The 24829-nt window shown below is 65.5% G+C and carries 1 protein-coding gene; it reads right to left on the reverse strand.

Translation table 11 applies throughout. The annotated features are described in order from the left end of the window. Positions 1-29: 29 nt before the first annotated feature. Positions 30-24728: an Ig-like domain-containing protein gene (locus tag AC0Z35_RS20610; RefSeq protein ID WP_485132606.1), complete on the reverse strand. Its 24699-nt coding sequence runs from the start codon at positions 24726-24728 to the stop codon at positions 30-32. Between the last annotated feature and the right edge of the window lie 101 nt (positions 24729-24829).

Consider the following 24829-nt stretch of genomic DNA (forward strand, 5'->3'; position numbering starts at 1 on the left):
CGTCATGCGCATCGTGCACTTCGTGCGCCTCAGTCCAGCAGATCCATCAAGGCGATGTCCTCCACGTCATGCTGGCGCGCCGCCTGGGCCAGTTGCACCGAGAACGGTGCCCCCGCCAAGCGTTCCGGCGCGGCCAGCGACGCACCCGGCTTGGCATCCGGCGTCGTCTGCGGACGCAACACCGGATCGGCCGGCGCGCGCTGTTCGCGCATCGTGCCAGACAGGAAATCCAGCGTGATGACACGGCCCACCCCGGCTCCGGGCCCTGACCTGGGAGTCAGGCGCAGGCTCAGCGTTTCCATGCCGGCCGGTCGGTTGATCAGCAAGAGGCCACGTCCCTCCGCTTGCACCCAGCCCGGCAATGCCGCGCCGTTGGCCAGCGTGATGCGCATGTCCGCCTTGCCGTCGCCGCCGTTGACGATGAAGAACAGCTGATCGCCACGCCCCATCAGGTCCAGCTGCAAGCCTGCTCCCAGCGGCAGCGTCGACAAGACCGCCTGCCCGTCTCCCAGCCCGCCGCCCAGGCCGGAGCCCAGCAGCTGATGCAAGCCACTCCGGGCGCCGATGTCGTCGATGCCATTCAGCGAGTCGATATCGTTGACCGCTTGCAGCACCGCCCCCACCCCCGTGAAGCTTCCCAGGTGGTCCAGGCTGTTGACGCCATTGACGGCCAGCAGCACTGCTCCACCCGATTGCTGCAAGTCCGGCGTGCCGTCCAGCGAGCCCAGTCCGTTTACCGCCCGGATCAACACCGAGTTCACCTCGCTGGCCACCATGCCGCCATTGCCGCCGATGGCCGACTCGCTTGCTCCCGCCCCCTCTACGAAGCGCAAGTCGTCCTGCTCGGTGAACAACGATGCCGAGTTGCGCAGCGTGAACGTCGACTCCGTGAACCCGCCGTTGCCGTCGCTGACGCGGTAGCGCACCACCAGTTCGCCCGTGAAGCCGCTTGACGGCGTGAACACATAGCTGCCGTCGGGCCTGACCAGCAACGTACCCGCGCCCGGAAGCGCCAGGGGCGAGCCGGCCGGCGTTCTTCCCGGCACACCATCCACGCTGACGTCGGCCACAAACAAGGGGTCGCCATCGACGTCCGACGCGCCGGCCAGCAAGCCCTGGTTCGCCGGCACATCCAGGCTGCCGCCTCCCAGCGGCAGACTTACCGTGACGGCCGGTACCACCGGGCTGTCGTTCACCGCCGTCACGTTCACGGTGACAGTGGCCGTTTCGCTGGCCCCGCCGGACGTGGCGTTGTAGGTGAACTGGGTCGTGCCGTTGTAATCGGCCGAGGGCGTGAAGTCCAAGCTGCCGTCGGCGCGCAGCGTCACGACGCCGTTTGCCACCGCTATCGGCGCCCCCACCGTCGCGGCCGTTCCATCGATGGCCGTGACGGCGTGCCCGGCGTTCTCGAACGTGTCGTTGCCGTTGACGACGATATTGACGGGCGTGTCCTCCCGGGTCGTCACCGTGTCGTCGGCGATATCCGCCACCGCCGCCACGCTCACGTTCACCACGGCTTGCAACGTGCCGCCGCTGCCGTCCGCGATGGTCACCACAAAGCGGTCGTTGCCGTGGAAGTCGCCGCTTGGCGTGTAGACATACGCGCCCGTGGCGGCGTCGATCGTCACCGTGCCGTGGGCGGGCAAGCCGCTGACCGCGTAGCTCAGCGGTTCGCCGTCGGTATCCAGCGCCGCCACGCGGCCGGAAACCGGCGTGTCCTCCAAGGTCGGCACCGTGAATTCGCCCGTGTTCGGATCGAACACCTGGCCGCCGACGCGGTTGCCCAGCAGCACGGGGATGTCATTGACCGACGTGACGTTGACCGTCACCGTGGCCGTCTCCGTCACGCCACCCGAGGTGACCGTGTAGGTGAAGCTGGTGGCTCCGTGGAAGTTGGACGCAGGGATGAAGTCCAGCGTGCCGTCGGCCTTCAACACCACCGAACCGTTCGTCACCGCCATCGGCGTGCCCAGCAGCAGGGCGTTGCCGTTGATCGCCGTGACGGCGTGGCCGGCGTTCTCGAAGCTGTCGTTGCCGTTGACGGCAATATTGACCGTCGTGTCCTCCAGCGTGGTGACGCTGTCGTTGGCAATGTCGGCCACCGCGGCCACCGTCACATTGACCGTCGCCACAATGACGTTGCCCGTGCCATCGCTGATGCTGACGACAAAGCTGTCGGTGCCGTTGTAGTCGCCGGTCGGCGTGTAGGTGTACGCCCCGGTTGCGGCGTTGACGGTGACCGTGCCATGGGCCGGCGCGGTCGACACGCTGTAGGCCAGCGGATCTCCGTCCACGTCCACCGCCAGCACCCGGCCACTGACCGCCGTGTCCTCATTGGTGCTGACCGCGTAGTTGCCGGTGACCGGGTCGTAGGTTTGGCCCGGTACCGCGGGGTCCACCTGGGTCGGCGCATCCGGTACGGCGGTCACGTTGACGGTGACCGTCGCGGTTTCCGTGGCGCCCCCCGAGGTGACGGTGTACGTGAAGCTGGTCGAGCCGGTGGTGTTCGCCGTCGGCGCAAAGTCCAACGTGCCGTCGGCGTTCAGCGTGACCAAGCCGTTGGCCACCGCGACCGGCGTTCCCACGGTGATCGCGTTGCCATCGATTGCCGTGATGACACGACCGGCGTTCTCAAAGCTGTCGTTGCCGTCAACGGCGATGTTGACCGTGGTGTCCTCGTTGGTCGTGACCGTGTCGCCCGCGATATCCGCCACCGGCGCCACCGTGACGGTCACCGTGGACAGGCTGACGTTGCCGGTGCCATCGCTGATGCCGATGACGAAGCTGTCGCTGCCGTAGTAATCCGCCGTCGGCGTGTAGGTGTAGACGCCGGTTGCGGCGTTGACCGCGACCGTGCCATGCGCGGCGGTGGTCGATACGCTGTAGGCCAGCGTGTCGCCGTCGCCGTCCGCTGCCAAGACCTGGCCGGTGACAGCCGTGTCCTCGGACGTGCGGGTCGCGTAGTTGCCCGTGGCCGGGTCGAACGTCTGGCCCGGAACTCCCGGATCCAGCGTCATCGGCGTATCCGCCACGGCGGTCACGGTCACCGTGACCGTTGCCGTCTCAACCGCGCCCCCGGACGTCACCGTGTAGGTGAAGCTGGTGGAACCGTTGTAATTGGCCGTGGGCGCGAAGTCCAAGGTGCCGTCGACGTTCAGCGTGACCGAGCCGTTCGCCACGGCAAGCGGCGTGCCGACCACGATGGCGTTGCCATCGATCGCCGTGATGGCGTGGCCCGTGTTTTCGAAGCTGTCGTTGCCGTTGACGGCGATCGTGACCGTCGTGTCCTCGCTGGTTGTGATCGTGTCGTCGGCAATGTCCAACACCGCCGCCACCGTAACGCTGACCGTCGACAGGCTGACGTTGCCCGCGCCATCGCTGATGCTGATGACGAAGCTGTCGGCGCCGTAGTAGTCGGCGGTGGGCGTGTAGGTGTAGGCGCCGGTCGTGGCGTTGACCGTGACCGTGCCGTGCGCCGGCGCGGTACCGACGCCGTAGCCCAGCGTGTCGCCGTCTGCGTCGGTGGCCGATACCTGCCCACTGACCGCCGTGTCCTCAACGGTGCTGGTCGCGTAGTTGCCGGTAGCCGGGTCAAAGGTCTGGCCGGGGATGGCCGGGTCTACCGTCATCGGCGCGTCCGCCACCGCCGTCACGGTCACGTTCACCGTTGCCGTCTCATCGACGCCGCCGGAGGTCACCGTGTAGGTGAAGCTGGTCGCGCCGTTGTAGTTGGCAGTGGGCGCGAAGTCCAGGGTGCCGTCGGCGTTCAACGTCACCGAACCGTTGGCCACCGCGACCGTCGTGCCCACCACTACCGCGCTGCCGTTGATCGCGGTAATAGCGTGGCCTGCATTGTCGAAGGCGTCGTTCGCGTTGACCGCGATGTTGACCGTCGTGTCCTCGTTGGTGGTGACCGTGTCGTTGGCGATGTCCACCACTGCCGATACCGTGACGCTGACCGTCGACAAACTGACGTTGCCCGTGCCATCGCTGATGCCGATGACGAAGCTGTCGGCGCCGTAGTAGTCGGCGGTCGGCGTGTAGGTGTAGACGCCGGTTGCGGCGTTGACCGTTACCGTGCCATGCGCGGCGGTGGTCGATACGCTGTACGTCAGCGGATCGCCGTCGCCGTCCACTGCCAAGACCTGGCCGGTGACGGCCGTGTCCTCGGTGGTGCTGGTGGCGTAGTTGCCGGTAGTCGGGTCGAAGGTCTGGCCCGCAACGGCCGGGTCCACCGTCATCGGCGCATCCGCCACGGCCGTCACCGTCACCATGACGGTGGCCGTTTCAACCGCGCCGCCAGAGGTCACTGTGTAGGTGAAGCTGGTGGAACCGTTGAAGTCGCTCGTCGGGGTAAAGTCCAGGGTGCCGTCGGCCCGCAGCGTGACCGAGCCATTGGTCACCGCCACCGGCGTGCCTACCGCGATGGCGGTGCCGTCGATGGCCGTGATGGCGTGGCCCGTGTTTTCGAAGCTGTCGTTGGTGTTGACGGCGATATTGACCGTCGTGTCCTCGCTGGTCGTGATCGTGTCGTTGGCAACGTCCACCACCGCCGACACCGTGACATTCACCGTGGACAGGCTGACGTTGCCGTTGCCGTCGCTGATGCTGACGACGAAGCTGTCGCTGCCGTAGTAATCCGCCGTCGGCGTGTAGGTGTAGACGCCGGTTGTGGCGTTCACCGTCACCGTGCCGTGCGCGGCATTGGTCGACACGCTGTAGGCCAGCGGATCGCCGTCGCCGTCCACCGCCGAGACCTGGCCAGTGACGGCCGTGTCCTCGGACGTGCTGGTGGCGTAGTTACCCGTCGCCGGGTCGAAGGTTTGGCCCGGAACCGCCGGGTCCACCGTCATCGGTGCATCCGCCACCGCCGTCACCGTCACCGTGACGGTTGCCGTTTCCACCGCGCCGCCAGAGGTCACCGTGTAGGTGAAGCTGGTCGTGCCGTTGTAGTTGGCGGCCGGGGCAAAGTCCAGGGTGCCATCGGCCTTCAACGTCACCGAACCGTTGGCCACCGCTACTGGCGTCCCCACCACGACCGCACTGCCGTTGATGGCGGTGATGCCATGACCCGCGCTCTCGAAGCTGTCGTTGGCGTTGACGGCGATGTTGACCGGGGTGTCTTCATTGGTCGTGATCGTGTCATCGGCAATGTCGACCACGGACGAGATCGTCACGCTGACTGTCGAGTGGCTGATGTTGCCCGTGCCGTCCGAGATGGCGATGATGAAGCTGTCGCCGCCGTGATAGTCGGCTGCCGGGGTGTAGGTGTAGGCGCCGGTCGTGGCGTTGACCGTCACCGTGCCATGGGCGGCGGTGGTGCCCACGCTGTAGGTCAGCGCGTCTCCGTCTCCATCCACGGCCGAGACCTGGCCAGTCACGGCCGTGTCCTCGGTGGTGCTGGTGGCGTAGTTGCCCGTGGCCGGGTCGAAGGTCTGACCCGGAACGGCAGGGTCCACCATCATCGGTGCATCCGCCACTGCGGTGACCGTGACGGTGACTGTTGCCGTCTCGCTTGCCCCACCCGAGGTCACCGTGTAGGTGAAGCTGGTCGATCCGTTGTAGTTCGCCGCGGGTGCGAAGTCCAAGGTGCCGTCCGCCTTCAGCGTCACCGAACCGTTGGCCACCGCGACCGGCGAGCCCACCACCACCGCACTGCCGTTGATCGCCGTGATGGCATGGCCTGCGTTCTCGAACGTGTCGTTCGTATTGACGGCGATGTTGACCGTCGTGTCCTCGTTAGTAGTGATCGCGTCGCCCGCGATATCCACCACCGCCGAGACCGTGACGCTGACGGTAGACAGGCTGACGTTGCCCGTGCCATCGCTGATGCCGATGACGAAGCTGTCGCTGCCGTAGTAATCGGCGGTCGGGGTGTAGGTGTAGGCACCGGTTGCGGCGTTCACCGTCACCGTGCCGTGCGCGGCGGTGGTCGACACGCTGTAGGTCAGCGTGTCGCCGTCGCCGTCGATGGCCGAGACCTGGCCGTTGACGGCGGTGTCTTCGACGGCAGTGGTCGCGTAGTTGCCGGTGGCCGGATCGAAGGTCTGACCCGGAACAGCCGGGTCCACCGTCATCGGTGCGTCCGCCACAGCCGTGACCGTGACAGTGACCGTTGCGGTTTCGGTTGCCCCGCCAGAGGTCACCGTATAGGTGAAGCTGGTCGATCCGTTGTAGTTCGCCGCGGGTGCGAAGTCCAAGGTGCCGTCGGCCTTCAAGGTCACCGAACCGTTGCTCACTGCAATCGGCGTACCGACGATGATCGCGTTGCCGTTGATCGCCGTGATGGCATGGCCTGTGTTCTCGAACGTGTCGTTCGTATTGACGGCGATATTGACCGGCGTGTCCTCGTTCGTCGTAACCGTGTCGTTGGCAATGTCCACCACCGCCGACACCGTGACGCTGACCGTCGACAAGCTGACGTTGCCCGTGCCATCGCTGATGCCGATGACGAAGCTATCGCTGCCGTAGTAGTCGGCGGTCGGCGTGTAGGTGTAGCCACCGGTTGCGGCGTTGACCGTCACCGTGCCGTGGGCAGCCGCGCCGGAGACGCTGTACGTCAGCGGGTCGCCGTCGCCGTCGATGGCCGAGACCTGGCCGGTAACGGCGGTGTCTTCGACGGTACTGGTCGCGTAGTTGCCGGTCACCGGGTCGAAAGTCTGACCCGGAACGGCGGGGTCCACCGTCATTGGCGCATCCGCCACAGCAGTCACCGTGACAGTGACCGATGCGGTTTCGGTTGCCCCACCCGAAGTCACCGTATAGGTGAAGCTCGTCGAACCGTTGTAGTTCGCAGTCGGCGCGAAGTCCAAGGTGCCGTCGGCCTTCAAGGTCACCGAACCGTTGGTCACCGCAATCGGCGTCCCCACCACGACCGCGCTGCCGTTGATCGCCGTGATGGCGTGGCCTGCGTTCTCGAAGCTGTCGTTCGTATTGACGGCAATGTTGACCGGCGTGTCCTCGTTTGTCGTGACCGTGTCGTTGGCAATGTCCACCACCGCCGAGACCGTGACACTTACCGTCGACAGGCTGACGTTGCCCGTGCCATCGCTGATGCTGATGACGAAGCTGTCGCTGCCGTAGTAGTCGGCGGTTGGCGTGTAGGTGTAGGCGCCGGTGGTGGCGTTGACCGTTACCGTGCCATGCGCGGCGGCAGTACCGACGCTGTAGGCCAGCGGATCTCCGTCCCCATCCACTGCCGACACCTGCCCGATGACAGCCGTGTCCTCGGACGTGCTGGTGGCGTAGTTGCCCGTCGCCGGGTCGAAGGTTTGACCCGGAACGGCCGGGTCCACCGTCATTGGCGCATCCGCCACGGCGGTGACCGTGACGTTGACCGTTGCCGTCTCGGTTGCCCCACCCGAAGTCACCGTATACGTGAAGCTCGTCGATCCGTTGTAATTCGCGGCCGGGGCGAAGTCCAACGTGCCATCGGCCTTCAAGGTCACCGAACCGTTGGCCACCGAGATCGGCGTCCCCACCACCACCGCGCTGCCGTTGATGGCTGTGATGGCATGGCCGGCGTTTTCAAAGGTGTCGTTCGTATTGACGGCAATGTTGACCGTGGAGTCTTCATTGGTCGTCACCGTATCGTTGGCAATATCCACCACCGCCGACACCGTCACGCTGACCGTCGACAAGCTGACGTTGCCCGTGCCATCGCTGATGCTGATGACGAAGCTGTCGCTGCCGTAGTAATCGGCGGTCGGGGTGTAGCTGTAGGCACCCGTCGCCGGGTTCACCGTTACCGTGCCATGCGCGGCGGTGGTCGACACGCCGTACGTCAGCGTGTCGCCGTCGCCGTCCAGCGCCGAAACTTGGCCGGTGACAGCCGTGTCCTCGGCGGTGCTGGTGGCATAGTTGCCGGTGGCCGGATCAAAGGTCTGCCCCGGAACGGCAGGGTCCACCGTCATCGGCGCGTCGGCAACCGCCGTCACGCTTACCGTGACCGTCGCCGTCTCGACGCCTCCGCCCGATGTGACCGTATACGTGAAGCTGGTCGAGCCGTTGAAGTTGGCAGCCGGCGCGAAGTCCAGGGTGCCGTCCGCCTTCAGCGTGACCGAACCGTTGGCCACCAGAATCGGCGATCCCACCACGACGGCGTTACCGTCGATTGCCATGATGGCGTGGCCCGAGCTCTCGAAGCTGTCGTTGGCGTTGACGTTGATGTTGACCGTGGTGTCTTCATTGGTCGTCACCGTGTCGTTGGCAATGTCCACAACCGCTGCCACCGTCACATTGACCGTCGACAGCGTGACATTACCCGTGCCATCGCTGATGCTGATGACGAAGCTGTCGCTGCCGTAGTAATCGGCCGTCGGCGTGTAGGTGTAGGCGCCGGTGGCGGCGTTGATCGACACGCTGCCATGCAAGGCCGTGGTGCTGACGCTGTAGGCCAGCGGGTCGCCATCCCCGTCCACCGCCGACACCTGGCCCGAGACGGGCGAGTCTTCATTGGTGCTGACGGCGTAGGTGCCGGTGGCCAGATCGAACGTCTGACCCGGAACTGCCGGGTCCACCACCATCGGCACATCCGCAACCGGGCTCACCGTGATCGTGACGGTGGCTGTTTCGGTCGCGCCTCCGGAGGTGACCGTGTAAGTGAAGCTGGTCGTGCCGTTGTAGTTGGCGGCCGGGGCAAAGTCCAGGGTGCCATCGGCCTTCAAGGTCACCGAGCCATTGGTGACCGCGATCGGCGTGCCGACCACGACCGCGCTGCCGTTGATGGCTGTGATGGCATGGCCGGCGTTTTCGAAGCTGTCGTTCGTATTGACGGCGATGTTGACCGTCGTGTCCTCGTTAGTGGTGATGGTGTCGCCCGCGATATCCACCACCGCCGAGACCGTGACGCTGACCGTCGACAAGCTGACGTTGCCCGTGCCGTCGCTGATACTGATGACGAAGCTGTCGCTGCCGTAGTAATCCGCCGTCGGGGTGTAGGTGTAGGCGCCGGTTGCGGCGTTGACCGTCACCGTGCCGTGCGCGGCGGTGGTCGATACGCTGTACGTCAGCGGATCGCCGTCGCCGTCGATGGCCGAGACCTGGCCGGTGACGGCCGTGTCCTCCGTGGTGCTGGTCGCGTAGTTGCCGGTAGCCGGGTCGAATGTCTGACCCGGAACTGCTGGGTCCACCGTCATCGGTGCATCCGCAACGGAGGTCACCGTGACAGTGACCGTTGCCGTCTCTGTCGCGCCGCCAGAGGTGACCGTATACGTGAAGCTGGTCGCGCCGTTGTAGTTCGCAGCTGGGGCAAAGTCCAAGGTGCCGTCGGCCTTCAAGGTCACCGAACCGTTGGCCACCGCTATCGGCGTGCCAACCACGACCGCGCTGCCGTTGATCGCCGTAATGGCGTGGCCTGCGTTCTCGAAGCTGTCGTTCGTATTGACGGCAATGTTGACGGTCGTGTCCTCGTTCGTTGTCACCGTGTCGTTGGCAATGTCCACCACCGCCGACACCGTGACGCTGACCGTCGACAAGCTGACGTTGCCCGTGCCGTCCGAGATCGCCACCACGAAGCTGTCGCTGCCGTAGTAATCCGCCGTCGGCGTGTACGTGTACGCGCCCGTCGTGGCATTGACTGTGACTGAGCCATGCGTGGGCGCCGTGCCCACGCTGTAGGCCAGCGTGTCTCCATCGCCGTCCACCCCCGAGACCTGGCCTATCACTGCCGTGTCCTCGGTGGTGCTAGTGGCGTAGTTGCCCGTCGCCGGATCGAAGGTTTGACCCGGAACGGCCGGGTCCACCGTCATCGGCGCGTCCGCCACAGCCGTGACCGTGACAGTGACCGTTGCCGTCTCGGTCGCGCCGCCAGAGGTGACCGTATACGTGAAGCTGGTCGCGCCGTTGTAGTTCGCAGCCGGGGCGAAGTCCAAGGTGCCGTCGGCCTTCAAGGTCACCGAACCGTTGCTCACTGCAATCGGCGTACCGACGATGATCGCGCTGCCGTTGATCGCCGTGATGGCGTGGCCGGCGTTCTCGAAGGTGTCGTTCGCGTTGACCGCGATATTGACCGTGGTGTCCTCGTTGGTCGTGATCGTGTCGCCCGCGATATCCACCACCGCCGACACCGTGACGCTGACCGTCGACAAGCTGATGTTGCCCGTGCCATCGCTGATGCTGATGACGAAGCTATCGCTGCCGTAGTAGTCGGCGGTCGGCGTGTAGGTGTAGACACCCGTCGCCGGGTTCACCGCTACCGTGCCGTGCGCGGCGGTGGTCGACACGCCGTACGTCAGCGTGTCGCCGTCGCCGTCGATGGCCGAGACCTGGCCGGTGACGGCGGTATCTTCGGCAGTACTGGTGGCGTAGTTGCCGGTTGCCGGATCGAACGTCTGACCCGGAATTGCAGGGTCCACCGTCATCGGCGCGTCCGCCACAGCCGTGACCGTGACAGTAACCGTTGCCGTTTCGGTTGCCCCGCCAGAAGTCACCGTGTAGGTGAAGCTGGTCGAGCCGTTGTAGTTGGCCGCGGGCGCGAAGTCCAAGGTACCGTCGGCCTTCAAGGTCACCGAGCCGTTGGCCACCGCTATCGGCGTGCCAACCACGACCGCGCTGCCGTTGATCGCCGTGATGGCATGGCCGGTGTTCTCGAAGGTGTCGTTCGCGTTGACCGCGATGTTGACCGTCGTGTCCTCATTGGTCGTGACCGTGTCGCCCGCGATATCCACCACCGCCGACACCGTGACACTGACCGTCGACAGGCTGACGTTGCCCGTGCCATCGCTGATGCTGATGACGAAGCTGTCGCTGCCGTAGTAATCCGCCGTCGGCGTGTAGGTGTAGGCGCCCGTTGCCGGATTCACTGTCACCGTGCCGTGCGCGGCGGTGGTCGACACGCTGTACGTCAGCGGGTCGCCGTCGCCGTCCACTGCCGAAACCTGGCCGGTGACGGCTGTGTCCTCAGCAGTGCTCGTGGCGTAGTTACCCGTCGCCGGGTCGAAGGTCTGGCCCGGAACGGCGGGGTCCACCGTCATCGGTGCATCCGCAACAGCGGTGACCGTGACAGTGACCGTTGCCGTCTCGGTCGCCCCGCCAGAGGTGACTGTATACGTGAAGCTCGTCGATCCGTTGTAGTTGGCGGCCGGCGCAAAGTCCAAGGTGCCGTCGGCCTTCAACGTCACCGAACCATTGCTCACCGCAATCGGCGTTCCCACCACGACCGCGCTGCCGTTGATGGCTGTGATGGCATGACCCGCGTTCTCGAAGCTGTCGTTGCCGTTGACCACGATATTGACCGTGGTGTCTTCGTTGGTCGTGACCGTGTCGCCCGCAATGTCCACCACCGCCGACACGGTGACACTGACGGTAGACAGGCTGACGTTGCCCGTGCCGTCCGAGATCGACACCACGAAGCTGTCGGCGCCGTAGTAGTCCGCCGTTGGCGTGTACGTATATGCGCCCGTCGTGGCGTTGACGGTGACTGAGCCGTGCGCGGGCGCCGTGCCCACGCTGTAGGTCAGCGTGTCACCATCACCGTCCACCGCCGAGACCTGGCCAACGACGGCCGTGTCCTCGGGTGTGCTGGTGGCGTAGTTGCCCGTCGCCGGATCGAAGGTTTGACCCGGAACGGCGGGGTCCACCGTCATTGGCGCATCCGCAACAGCGGTGACCGTGACAGTGACTGTTGCGGTTTCGGTTGCCCCGCCCGAGGTCACCGTATAGGTGAAGCTGGTCGAGCCGTTGTAGTTCGCGGCTGGCGCGAAGTCCAAGGTGCCGTCGGCCTTCAAGGTCACCGAACCGTTGCTGACCAGGATCGGCGTGCCAACCACTACCGCGCTGCCGTTGATGGCTGTGATCGCATGGCCTGCGTTCTCGAAGGTGTCGTTCGCGTTGACCGCGATGTTTACGGTCGTGTCCTCGTTCGTCGTGACCGTGTCGTTGGCAATATCCACCACCGCCGACACCGTGACACTGACCGTCGACAAGCTGACGTTGCCCGTGCCGTCGCTGATGCTGATGACGAAGCTGTCGCTGCCGTAGTAATCGGCGGTCGGCGTGTACGTGTACGCGCCCGTTGTGGCATTGACGGTGACTGAGCCATGCGTGGGCGCCGCGCCCACGCTGTAGGCCAGCGTGTCTCCATCGCCGTCCACCGCCGAGACCTGGCCGGTGAAAGCCGTGTCCTCCGTGGTGGTGGTGGCGTAGTTGCCGGTCGCCGGATCGAAGGTTTGACCCGGAACTGCTGGGTCCACCGTCATCGGCGCGTCCGCAACAGCGGTGACCGTGACAGTGACCGTTGCGGTTTCGGTTGCCCCGCCAGAGGTCACCGTGTAGGTGAAGCTGGTCGAGCCGTTGTAGTTGGCCGTGGGCGCGAAGTCCAAGGTACCGTCGGCTTTGAGCGTGACCGAACCATTGGTCACCGCAATCGGTGTTCCTACCACCACCGCGCTGCCGTTGATCGCCGTGATGGCGTGGCCGGCGTTCTCGAAGGTGTCGTTCGCGTTGACCGCGATGTTTACGGTCGTGTCCTCGTTCGTCGTGACCGTGTCGTTGGCAATGTCCACCACCGCCGACACCGTGACGCTGACGGTGGACAGGCTGACGTTGCCCGTGCCATCGCTGATGCCGATGACGAAGCTGTCGCTGCCGTAGTAGTCCGCCGTCGGCGTGTAGGTGTAGACGCCGGTTGCGGCGTTGACAGTCACCGTGCCGTGCGCGGCGGTCGTCGATACGCTGTACGTCAGCGGATCGCCGTCGCCGTCGATGGCCGAGACTTGGCCGTTGACGGCTGTGTCTTCGACGGTACTGGTCGCGTAGTTGCCGGTGGCCGGGTCGAAGGTCTGACCCGGAACTGCTGGGTCCACCGTCATCGGTGCATCCGCCACGGCGGTGACCGTGACAGTGACCGTTGCGGTTTCGGTTGCCCCGCCAGAATTCACCGTGTAGGTGAAGCTAGTCGAGCCGTTGTAGTTCGCAGCTGGCGCAAAGTCCAAAGTGCCGTCCGCCTTCAACGTCACCGAGCCGTTGCTGACCAGGATCGGCGCGCCGACGACCACCGCGCTGCCGTTGATCGCCGTGATGGCGTGGCCGGGGTTTTCAAAGCTGTCGTTCGTATTGACGGCGATGTTGACCGTCGTGTCCTCGTTCGTCGTGACCGAATCGTTGGCAATATCGACGACCGCCGAGACAGTGACACTGACCGTGGACAGGCTGACGTTGCCCGTGCCGTCGCTGATGCTGACGACGAAGCTGTCGCTGCCGTAGTAATCCGCCGTCGGCGTGTAGGTGTAGGCGCCCGTTGCCGGATTCACTGTTACCGTGCCATGCGCGGCGGCGGTGCCGACGCTGTAGGCCAGCGGGTCTCCGTCGCCATCCACCGCCGAGACCTGACCGGTGACGGCCGTGTCCTCCGTGGTGGTGATGGCGTAGTTGCCCGTGGCCGGGTCGAAGGTTTGACCCGCAACAGCAGGATCCACCATCATCGGGGCATCTGCCACGGCAGTCACCGTGACAGTGACCGTTGCGGTCTCGGTTGCCCCGCCAGAGGTCACCGTGTAGGTGAAGCTGGTCGATCCGTTGTAGTTCGCAGCTGGGGCAAAGTCCAAGGTGCCATCGGCCTTCAAGGTCACCGAGCCGTTGCTGACCAGGATCGGCGTGCCAATCACGACCGCGCTGCCGTTGATTGCCGTGATGGCGTGGCCGGCGTTCTCGAAGGTGTCGTTGCCGTTGACGGCGATGTTCACCGTCGTGTCCTCGCTTGTCGTGATCGTGTCGTTGGCAATATCCACCACCGCCGACACCGTCACGCTGACCGTCGACAGGCTGACGTTGCCCGTGCCGTCGCTGATGCTGACGACGAAGCTGTCGCTGCCGTAGTAGTCCGCCGTCGGCGTGTAGGTGTAGGCGCCCGTTGCCGGGTTCACCGTTACCGTGCCGTGGGCAGCCGCGCCGGAGACGCTGTACGTCAGCGTGTCGCCGTCCCCATCCACCGCCGAGACTTGGCCAATAACGGCCGTGTCCTCGGTGGTGCTGGTGGCGTAGTTGCCCGTGGCCGGGTCGAAGGTCTGACCCGGGACCGCCGGGTCCACCGTCATCGGTGCATCCGCCACTGCGGTCACCGTGACATTGACCGTCGCGGTTTCCGTGACGCCACCGGAAGTCACGGTGTACGTGAAGCTGGTCGAGCCGTTGTAGTTGGCTGTCGGCGCAAAATCCAAAGTGCCGTCGGCCTTCAAGGTCACCGAACCGTTGCTCACCGCAATCGGCGTACCGACCACGACCGCGCTGCCGTTGATCGCCGTGATGGCATGGCCAGCGTTCTCGAAGGTGTCGTTCACGTTGACCGCGATGTTTACGGTCGTGTCCTCGTTGGTGGTGATGGTGTCGTTGGCAATGTCCACCACCGCCGACACCGTCACGCTGACCGTCGACAAGCTGACGTTGCCCGTGCCATCCGAGATCGACACCACGAAGCTGTCGCTGCCGTAGTAGTCCGCCGTCGGCGTGTACGTGTACGCGCCCGTCGTGGCATTGACCGTGACTGAGCCATGCGTGGGCGCCGTGCCCACGCTGTAGGTCAGCGTGTCGCCGTCTCCATCCACGGCCGAGACGCGGCCGATGACGGCCGTATCCTCGTTGGTGCTGGTGGCGTAGTTGCCGGTTGCCGGGTCGAAGGTTTGGCCCGGAACGGCGGGGTCCACCGTCATCGGAGCATCCGCGACAGCGGTGACCGTGACAGTGACCGTTGCGGTTTCGGTTGCCCCGCCCGAGGTCACGGTATACGTGAAGCTGGTCGAGCCGTTGTAGTTCGCGGCCGGGGCGAAGTCCAAGGTGCCGTCGGCCTTCAAGGTCACCGAACCATTGCCGACCAGGACCGGCGTGCCAACCACTACCGCGCTGCCGTTGATGGCTGTGATGGCATGGCCTGCGTTTTCGAAGCTGTCGTTGGCGTTGACGGCGATGTTCACCGTCGTGTCTTCGTTGGTGGTGATCGTGTCGTTGGCAATGTCCACCACCGCCGACACCGTGACGCTGACGGTGGACAGGCTGACGTTGCCCGTGCCATCGCTGATGCCGATGACGAAGCTGTCGCTGCCGTAGTAGTCCGCCGTCGGCGTGTAGGTGTAGACGCCCGTTGCCGGATTCACTGTCACCGTGCCGTGTGCGGCGGTGGTCGACACGCTGTAGGTCAGCGTATCGCCATCGCCGTCGATGGCCGAGACCTGGCCGGTGACGGCCGTGTCTTCCGTGGTGCTGGTCGCGTAATTGCCGGTCGCCGGGTCGAAGGTTTGACCCGGAACGGCGGGGTCCACCGTCATTGGCGCATCCGCAACAGCGGTGACCGTGACAGTGACCGTTGCCGTTTCGGTTGCCCCGCCCGAGGTCACCGTATAGGTGAAGCTGGTCGAGCCGTTGTAGTTCGCGGCTGGCGCAAAGTCCAAGGTGCCGTCTGCCTTCAACGTCACCGAGCCGTTGCTGACCAGGATCGGCGTGCCAACCACTACCGCGCTGCCGTTGATGGCTGTGATGGCATGGCCTGCGTTTTCGAAGCTGTCGTTGGCGTTGACGGCGATATTGACCGTCGTGTCCTCGTTCGTCGTGACAGAGTCGTTGGCGATATCCACCACCGCCGAGACCGTGACGCTGACCGTCGACAAGCTGACGTTGCCCGTGCCATCAGAGATCGCGACGACGAAGCTGTCGCTGCCGTAGTAGTCCGCCGTCGGCGTGTACGTATACGCGCCCGTCGTGGCATTGACGGTGACCGAGCCATGCGCGGGCGCCGTGCCCACGCTGTAGGCCAGCGTGTCTCCGTCGCCATCCACTGCCGACACCCGGCCAATGACGGCCGTGTCCTCCGTGGTGCTGGTCGCGTAGTTGCCGGTAGCCGAATCGAAGGTTTGGCCCGGAACGGCAGGGTCCACCGTCATCGGCGCATCCGCCACAGCGGTGACGCTGACCGAAACCGTCGCCGTTTCCGTAACGCCGCCGGAAGTCACGGTGTACGTGAAGCTGGTCGAGCCGTTGTAGTTGGCCGTCGGCGCGAAGTCCAAGGTGCCGTCGGCCTTCAAGGTCACCGAGCCATTGCTCACCGCAATCGGCGTACCGACCACAACCGCGCTGCCGTTGATCGCCGTGATGGCGTGACCGGCATTTTCGAAGCTGTCATTCGCATTGACGGCAATGTTCACCGTCGTGTCTTCATTGGTCGTGACCGAGTCGCCCGCGATATCCACCACCGCCGACACCGTCATGGTGACCGTCGTCTGCAAGACGCCGCCAAAACCGTCCGACACCGTCACGACAAAACTGTCGGTGCCGTAGAAGTCGGCCGTTGGCGTATACGTATACGAGCCCGACGTGGCGTTGATGACCACCGCGCCATGAGCGGGCGTCGTGCTGACGGTGTAAGTCACCGGGTTGCCGTCGGTGTCCAGTGCGGAGATCTGGCCGATGATAGCCGTGTCTTCCTGCGTAGAGTTCTGGTAGTTGCCCGTCACCGGGTCGTACGCCTGGTTGCCGACACGCGGATCCAGCAGCACCGGGATATCGTTGACCGGGGTAACGTTGACCGTCACCGTGGCAGTCTCGGTCACGCCGCCTGAGGTGACCGTGTAGGTGAAACTGGTGGTGCCGTTGTAGTTGCCCGACGGCAGGAAGTTCAAGGTGCCATTGGCCAGCAAGGTCACTGATCCGTTGGCGACACTGATCGGCGTTCCCACCACGGCGGACGTGCCGTCGATGGCGGTGATGGCGGGGCTGGAACCTTCGAACGAGTCGTTGGCCAGTACGGCAATATTGATGGCCGTGTCTTCGGCGGTGGTGACCGTGTCGCTGGCAATATCCACCACCGCCGATACCGTTACCGAAACGGTGCTTTGCACCAGGCCGCCGTTGCCATCGTTGACGCTCACCACGAAGCTGTCGCTGCCGTTGTAGTCCCCGGTGGGCGTGTAGGTGTAGGCGCCCGTCGTCGCGTTGATGGTCACCACGCCATGCGTGGGCTGCGTCGACACCGAGTAGGCCAACGTATCGCCGTCCACGTCGGTTGCCGCAACCCGACCGCTGACCGCCGCGTCTTCCAGGGTGCCGACCGCGTAGCCGCCGGTGGCGGCGTTGAACACCTGACCCGCTACCGCCGGGTCGACCAAAACCGGGACGTCATTGACCGCCGTCACGGTGACGTTCACCGTTGCCGTTTCCGTGACGCCGCCCGATGTCACCGTATAGGTGAAGCTGGTGGCGCCGTTGTAGTTGGCGGCAGGCGCGAAGTCCAGGGTGCCATCCGCCTTCAGCGTCACGAAGCCGTTGCTGACCGCCACCGGCGTACCGACGACGACCGCGCCGCCATTGATGGCGGTGATGGCGTGCGTGGCGTCCTCGAAGGAATCGTTGGCGTTGACGGCGATGTTGACCGAGGTGTCCTCATTGGTCGTGACCGAGTCGTTGGCGATGTCCGCTACCGCCGCCACGGTCAAGGTCACCGTGGACTGCACGGTGCCGCCGTGGCCGTCCGACACCGTCACCACGAAACTGTCGCTGCCGTTGTAGTCCACGCCCGGGGTGTACGTGTACACGCCCGTCGAGGTGTTGATGATGACCAGGCCGTGGACCGGTTGCGTCGACACCGCATAGGCCAGGGTGTCGTTGTCCGGGTCGGTGGCGGACACGCGCCCGGTGAAGGCCGTGTCTTCCGTGGCGCTGACGGCGTAGTTGCCGGTGGCCGCGTTGAAGGTCTGGCCCAAGATAGCCGGGTCGGCGGGCACGGGCGGGCGGTTGCCCGGCGTGACCACGATGGTCGACACCGCCGTGGCCGACACGGAACCGCCGGTGTCGGTCACGGTGAAGTTCAGCAGACGCGCACCGGCCGTGGCCGACAACAAGGTGTCGCGGTAGGTCGCGCCGCGCACCAGGGTGTCCAGCACGGTGTCGGCGATGACGCCGCCGCCGTTGCGTGTAATGACGAACCCGCCGGCGACGGTGTAGTTGACCAGCAATGCCACGCTGTTGACGGTCACCGTGTTCGACGACGAGGCGTTCAGCGTGAAGCTGGCGCCGCCCAAGGTGATGACCTCGTTGGCGCCGTCCTGCACGCCCGACACGGTGATGGCCAGCTGCTGGATGTCGTTGTCGCCAAAATCCGTGACGTCGGCCGTGGCCGTTGCAACGTTCACGGCGGCGCCGGCGCCCGTTTGGGTGCCGCTGTACGCCAGCGTGCCGTCTGCCGCGCCCACCGTCGAATTCAGGTCGATGACGGGTGCGTTGACGCTGTCGCGCCAGTCGAAGTTGCGCGTCAGCGGCACGGCGTTGCTGCCGTTGACCGCCGTATCCAAGTCGGTATCGGACAGGTTGAATGACACGACGGTGGTCGTCAGACCCGAACCGCTGGTGTTGACGATGCCGTCCTGCACTGCGAATCCGTCGTTGACGGTGCCGTGTTCAAAGATGTCCAGCAAGCCATCCTGATCGGTGTCGGTGGTGCTGGTCACCGAAGTCGGCTGACCGTCGCCGCGCTCGGCCACGTCAGCCGTGCCGTCGTTGTCGCTATCGGTATCCCGATAGTCGGCCAGGCTGTCGCCGTCCGTGTTCACCGGCGTCAAGCCCAGGCTGGACGCCGCGGTCTTTTTGCTGGCGCTGGTGGTATCGGCATCGTAGCGGTCGTCCAGGCCGTCCTGGTCCACGTCCACCATGGACAAGCCCTGGCCGCTGGGCGGCTTGTAGGCCGCCGTGCTCTGGGCTTCCACATTGTCGGTAATGCCGTCGTTGTCGCTATCCAGATCCAGGCGGTCGACGATGCCGTCCGAGTCGGTGCTGTTGGTTTCGTTGATGTCCAGGATGCCGTCGTTGTCGTCGTCGATGTCGGCCACGTTCGCCACGCCATCGCCGTCGGTATCCAGCGGCGTGATGGTGGCGACCGCCACGTTGGACGCGGTGGGCGCCGCGACCGACGTGGCTTGTACCGAGATGGTGCGCGCGGCGGTCGAGCCGGACGTGGTGGTGAACGTGACCAGACCCAGCGCGGTCTGGTAATTGGCCAGCGTCGTGTTGCCGCTTAACGTGAGCACGCCCGTGCCGCTGTTGTAGCTGGCCGTGATGCCGGCCACGGCGCTGCCCAGCGCCAGGGTGTCGGCCGCCGTGGCGCCCGACAGGGTGATCGTCATCGATGCCAGGTTGTTGCCCTCGGGGTCGGTGACCGACACCAGGTTGCCGATGGCGACGGCGGTTTGATCGTACGTGGCGGTGTGATTCGACCCGGCGGTGGCGCCATTGAGGTCGATGCGCGCCGCATCCTGAACCTGGGTCACGGTGACCGTGACGTTCGCGGTCTCGGTGATGGTTCCGGACGTGACCGTATACGAGAACACGACGTTGCCCGAGGCCGCGGTGCCGGGATAGTCGGCGGCGGGCGTGAAGGTCAGCGTGCCGTCGGCGTTCAATACCACCGAGCCGTTGGTGACGGCCACTGCCGCGCCGCCCGCGGTGATCGGGGTGCCGTTGATGGCGGAGACGATACGGCCGCTGTTCTCGAAGGTATCGTTGGCCAGCACGTTGATGGTGATTGCCGTGTCTTCGGCGGTGGTGGCTGTGTCCGCCGCGATATCGGCAACGGCGGTAATGGTCAGCCCCACCGAACTTGTCGCGACGGAGAAGGCGGTGGCGTCGCCGTTGACGCTGGTGTCGGCGGTGCCGCCATTGGTGCCACTGGTCTGGTCCCAGGCGCGGATCGTCAGCGTGGCGGTGCCGTTGTAATCCGCGTTGGGGCGGAAGTACACGCGCGAATTGCCGCTGTTGGCCAGCAGCAAGGCGCTGCTGTTGGACACCGCGCTCATCTGCGTCCAGTTCGTGCCGTTGTTGATCGAATACCACCAGGTGCCATTGGTCGTGTCGGCGCCAATGATCGCCACGCCGCTCAGCGCGCCACTGTCGGCGTCCGAGGTCGAGCCGATGAAGTTGTTGACCGACGAACCGACCGCGCCGGTGGGCACGGGCGCGGGCACGCTGGCGTTCAGGTCTTCGTTGATGGTCGTCAGCGTGCGAGTGGCCGCGTTCAGCACCGGCGCATCGTTGACGTCCGTGATGAAGACCCTGACGGAGTCACTGGCGCTTGAGAACGCATTTGACGAGCCGATATTGACTTTGGTGCCGGCCGTGCCGGAACTTTGGTCCCATCCGCGCAACGTCATTTCGATGGTCGCATCGCCCGAAAAGCCGGCATCCGGCACGTAGTAAATCCGTGCATTGGGGTTGTCGGGCAACAACAGCGCGTTGGTCCCCGACACGGCGCCCATCGCGGCCCACGTGGCGCCGCCATCCAGCGAATACCACCAATCGCCGTGCGTGCCCGTGATGCTGATGATCGCAACGCCCTTGAGCGCGCCCGCATCCGCATCGGTCAAGCCGACCGTGAATTGGGAAACCAGCACGCCCACCGCGCCGGTGGGCACCGGCGCGTCTTCCAGGCCCGTGTACAGCAGGTCCGGCGACGTATCGAGCACCGGTGCGGTGTTTGCGCGCATCGCAATGGTGTCCGTCGCGGCCGAGAATGCGGTCGAGCCACCGTTGACCGTCGCGTCGCCCGTGGCGCCATTGGTGCCGCTGGTGCGGTCCCAGGCACGGATGGTCAGCGCATTGGCCACATTGCCCAAGACCCCCGAGTTGGGCCGGAAGTACAGGCGCGTCGCGCCATCGGCCGCCAGCAGGCGGGCCGTGCCTTCGGTCAACGTCGTGACCTGCGTCCAGTTGGCACCGTTATCCAACGAGTAGTACAGCGTGCCGGAACTGTTGATGGCCGTCACGGCAACGCCCTTGACCGCGCCGGTGTCGGCGTCCGTGACGCCGCCCACCAGGTCCGACACCAGGATGCCCACCTGGTTGCTCGGCGCGCCGTTGGTCGGCATGACGCCCACCACGGTCAGGCTCGTATCCGCCAGCACAGGCGCGTCGTTCACCGGCGTAATGGCCAGCGACAGATCGGCGTTGGAACTGCCGCCCGGCGTGGTGATGGTGTAGCGCACCAGCGGCACCAGGCCGTCGTAGTTGGAGGCCGAGGTGAAGGTATAGGAGCCGTCCGCGTTCAGCGTCAGCGTGCCCGTGGGAACGCCGTTGCGCACCAGCGTCGTCGCGACGCCCAGCGTGATCGTCGTGTCCGGCGTGCCATCGGCGTTGCTGTCATAGCTGGCGGCGGTGACGCTGCCGTTGCGGTTGAAGGTGTCGTTGGCCAGCAGACCCGCCGCCGCCGAGACTGACAGCAGCGTGTCTTCCACGGCGGTCGCGGAATCCGCTTGCGCCACGGGCGGCGCGATGCCGACGAAGTTGTCACGCCAGTTAAGGTCGGCGCTCAGGGCCTGGGCGTTGCTGCCGTTGGCCAGGATGTCCCCGTCGCTATCGGCCAGGGTGAAGCCGGTGACGGTGGCGGTCAGGCCGCTGCCGCTGGTGATGACGTTGCCGTCCTGCACGGCAAAGCCGTCGTTGACGGTGCCGTGTTCGAAGATGTCCAGCAGGCCGTCCTGGTCGGTGTCGATGGTGCTGGTGACGGACGTGGGTTGGCCGTCGCCACGCTCGGCCACGTCGGCTGTGCCGTCGTTGTCGCTGTCCGCGTCGTAGACGTCGGTGGTGCCGTCGCCGTCGGAGTCCACCGGTGTCAGGCCCAGGCTGGCAGCGGCCGTGGTCTTGTTGGCGCTGGTCGTGTCGGCGTCGTAGCGGTCGTCCAGGCCGTCGTGGTCCACGTCGACCATGCTCAGGCCCTGGCCGCTGGGCGGCTTGTAGCCTGCCGTGCTTTGCGCTTCAACGTTATCGGCGATGCCGTCGTTGTCACTGTCCAGGTCCAGCCGATCAACCAGGCCGTCGCCGTCGCGATCCTGCGCGGCGGTCAGCGCGCTCATCTTGTAGACCTGGACATCGTCCAGGCCGAAGTACGCGCCGTCGCCCCCAAACGGTCGGATGATCGAGAATTCGATGACGGGCGCGTTCGTCGTGGCAATGAACGTGATGACGCCAGTCGACCAGGTCTTGACAACGTTGCCGGCGTACACCAGCGTGTCGGCGTTGTAGGCGACCCCGTCGATGGTAAGAACAAAATAGGCTTGCAGGTTGGCGTCGGTAACACCGTTGACGCCGCCAAAAATCTCCTGGAACGTGACACGTACCACGTCACCCACCTGGATGCCCGCCGAAACCGGAACCGCTATTTGCGCGGCTTCTTCCACGATGCCGCTATACATAGCCATGAACACCTGACCTTGCGCCGCGCCCGGCACGCCATTCAACGCGCCCGGGCCACCAAAGCCCGATCCCAACAAAGAGAAGGGACCCTTCCAGGTGTCGGGCGTGGGGTCGGTAACCGTAAAGCCGGTGCCGGTGATGTCACCGTTCAGTCCGGTTGCCTCGGTTCCCGCAATGCCCAATGCGCCTTCCATGGAACCGTCTACGAGCGAAACAGGGATGTTCTTGGATTCTTCCGCGTCCAGGATGCCGTCGTTGTCATCGTCCAGGTCGGCCGCGTTGGCCACGCCATCGCTATCGGTGTCGATGGGCGTAATGGTGGCCACCGCCACATTGGACGCGGTGGGCGCGGTGCCGGAGATGGCTTGTACCGAGATGGTACGCGTGGCCGTGGAGCCGGACGTGGTCGTGTAATAGACCAGGCCGAGAGCGCTCTGGTAGTTGGCCAGCGTGGTGTTGCCCGTCAACGTCAGTACGCCCGTGACGCTGTTGTAGCTGGCCGTGATGTTGGGTACGGTGCCGCCCAGCGCCAGGCTGTCTGCCGCCGTGGCGCCCGACAAGGTGATCGTCATGGACGCCAGGTCGTTGTTCTCGGGGTCGGTCACCGACACCAGTTTGCCGATCGCGACCTTGGTCTGGTCGTAGGTGGTGCTGTAGTTCGAACCCGCCACCGAGCCGTCCAGATCGACACGCGGCGCGTCCTGCACCTGCGTCACGTTGACCGTAACGTTGGCCGTCTCCGACACGCCGCCGGACGTCACCGTATAGGTGAAGACAGCATTGGTCGACCCGGCCGTGCCGGGAAAGTCGGCGGCCGGCGTGAACGTTATCGTGCCGTCCACATTCAACACCACCGATCCATTGGTGACGCTGACCGCGGGGCCGCCCGCGGTGATGGCGCTGCCGTTGATGGCAGTGACCACACGGCCGCTGTTCTCGAAGGTGTCGTTGGCCAATACGTTGATGGTCACCGCCGTATCTTCGGCGGTGGTGACGTTGTCCGCCGAGATATCGGTGACGGTATTGACCGTGATGCTGACCGCGCTGGTGGCGGACGAGAAAGCCGTGATGCCGCCGTTGACGCTGGCGTCGGCGGTTGCACCATTGGTGCCGCTGGTCTGGTCCCAGGCGCGGATGGTGAGCGTGGCCGTGCCGTTGTAGTCGGCGTTGGGGCGGAAGTAAACGCGCGAGTTGCCGCTGTTGACAAGCAGCACCGCGCTGCTATCGGACACGGTGCCCATCTGGGTCCAGTTTGTGCCGTTGTTGGCCGAATACCACCACGTGCCGTTGGCCGTGTCAGCGCCCACGATGGCGACGCCCGTCAAGGGGCTGGCATCGACATCCGAGGTCGAGCCGATGAAGTTGTTGACGGATGAGCCCACCGCGCCGGTCGGCACGGGCGCGGGCACGTTCGCGTTCAAGTCTTCGCTGATGGCCGACAAGGTGCGCGTGGCCGCGTTGAGCACGGGCGCGTCATTGACGGCCGTGACCGACACCGCCACCGTGTCCGAGGCGGTCGACACCGCGCCGGAAATCGTGGTGGGGTTCACCTTGGTGCCCACCGTGCCCGCCGTCTGATCCCAGCCGCGCAGCGTCAGCGCGTTGCCCGCGCTGCCGTTGAAATTAAGGTTGGGCTGGTAGTAAAGCCGCGAGTTCGGCGTGTCGGCCAGCAGCAGCGCGCTAGTCGTGCTGACGGTGCCCACCGACGCCCAGTTGGCGCCGCCGTCCACCGAATACCACCACGTGCCGTTTGTCGTCGTGGTGCCGATCACCGCGATGCCCTTGACCGCCCCCGGATCCAGGTCGGTCAGGCCCACCGTATAGGTCGAAACGGTGACGCCCACCGCGCCGACGGGCGCGCCGGAGTCTTCCGAGCCGGTGTAGACCAGGTTCTGCAACGGGTCCAACACCGGGGGCAACAGCACGTGGTTCCAGTCCTGCGCCGAGACGGCCAGGGCTTCGATCGAGCCGCTGGTGCGTTCCAGCGTCCAATCGCCACCCAGCGACACCGCGCCGGTGTAGTCCGTGGAGGCGGCCACATCCGCACCCGTAATCACGCCCAGCGTTTGCACCGCCGCCGCGCCCAGGTCACCCTTGCCGAAGTCGCAACCGTAAAGCAGCACGTCCGCGTCGGCGCTCAAGGCGGAGCCGATCTGCATCAGCTCCGCGCGGTATTCGCCCTGCATGGATTCCAGCGTCAGCGTCGCCGTGCCCAGTTGCAGGGCTCCCGCTTCGCCGTGGCTAAGGATATGGACGGCGTCCACGTCGTGGCGGCCGTTCAGCGTGTCGGCAATGAAGCGCAAGCCGTCCACACCGGGCTCGATGAAGTGCACCTCGGCACCAGCGGGCAGCGCTTTGGCCAGCACGTCCGGCTGTTCCACCGAGCGATCGATGAAATAGACCTCGCTACGCTCGGCCAGCGGCTCGGCCGGCGCGGCCTTGTGCTGTTCCACCGCGCCCAGGGCGGCGATCAGCTGCGCGTGCTCCTGGGTCTCGGCCGCGGGCGGTGCATCGGGGACGGCATGCGCCGCCTCCTGCGCGGTCTTGGCAACCGCGGCGTCCAGCAAGACGCGAGGTTCCAGAGCCTGGAGGAAGAGGCGCGACGTCAGCGTGCGAGCGCCGAGGGCTTGCGAAGTCTTCTTGCCGAAACGCGAAGCGGACGATTTTT

This window comes from Achromobacter sp. 1L-A-4-B-C2, assembly GCF_057291955.1.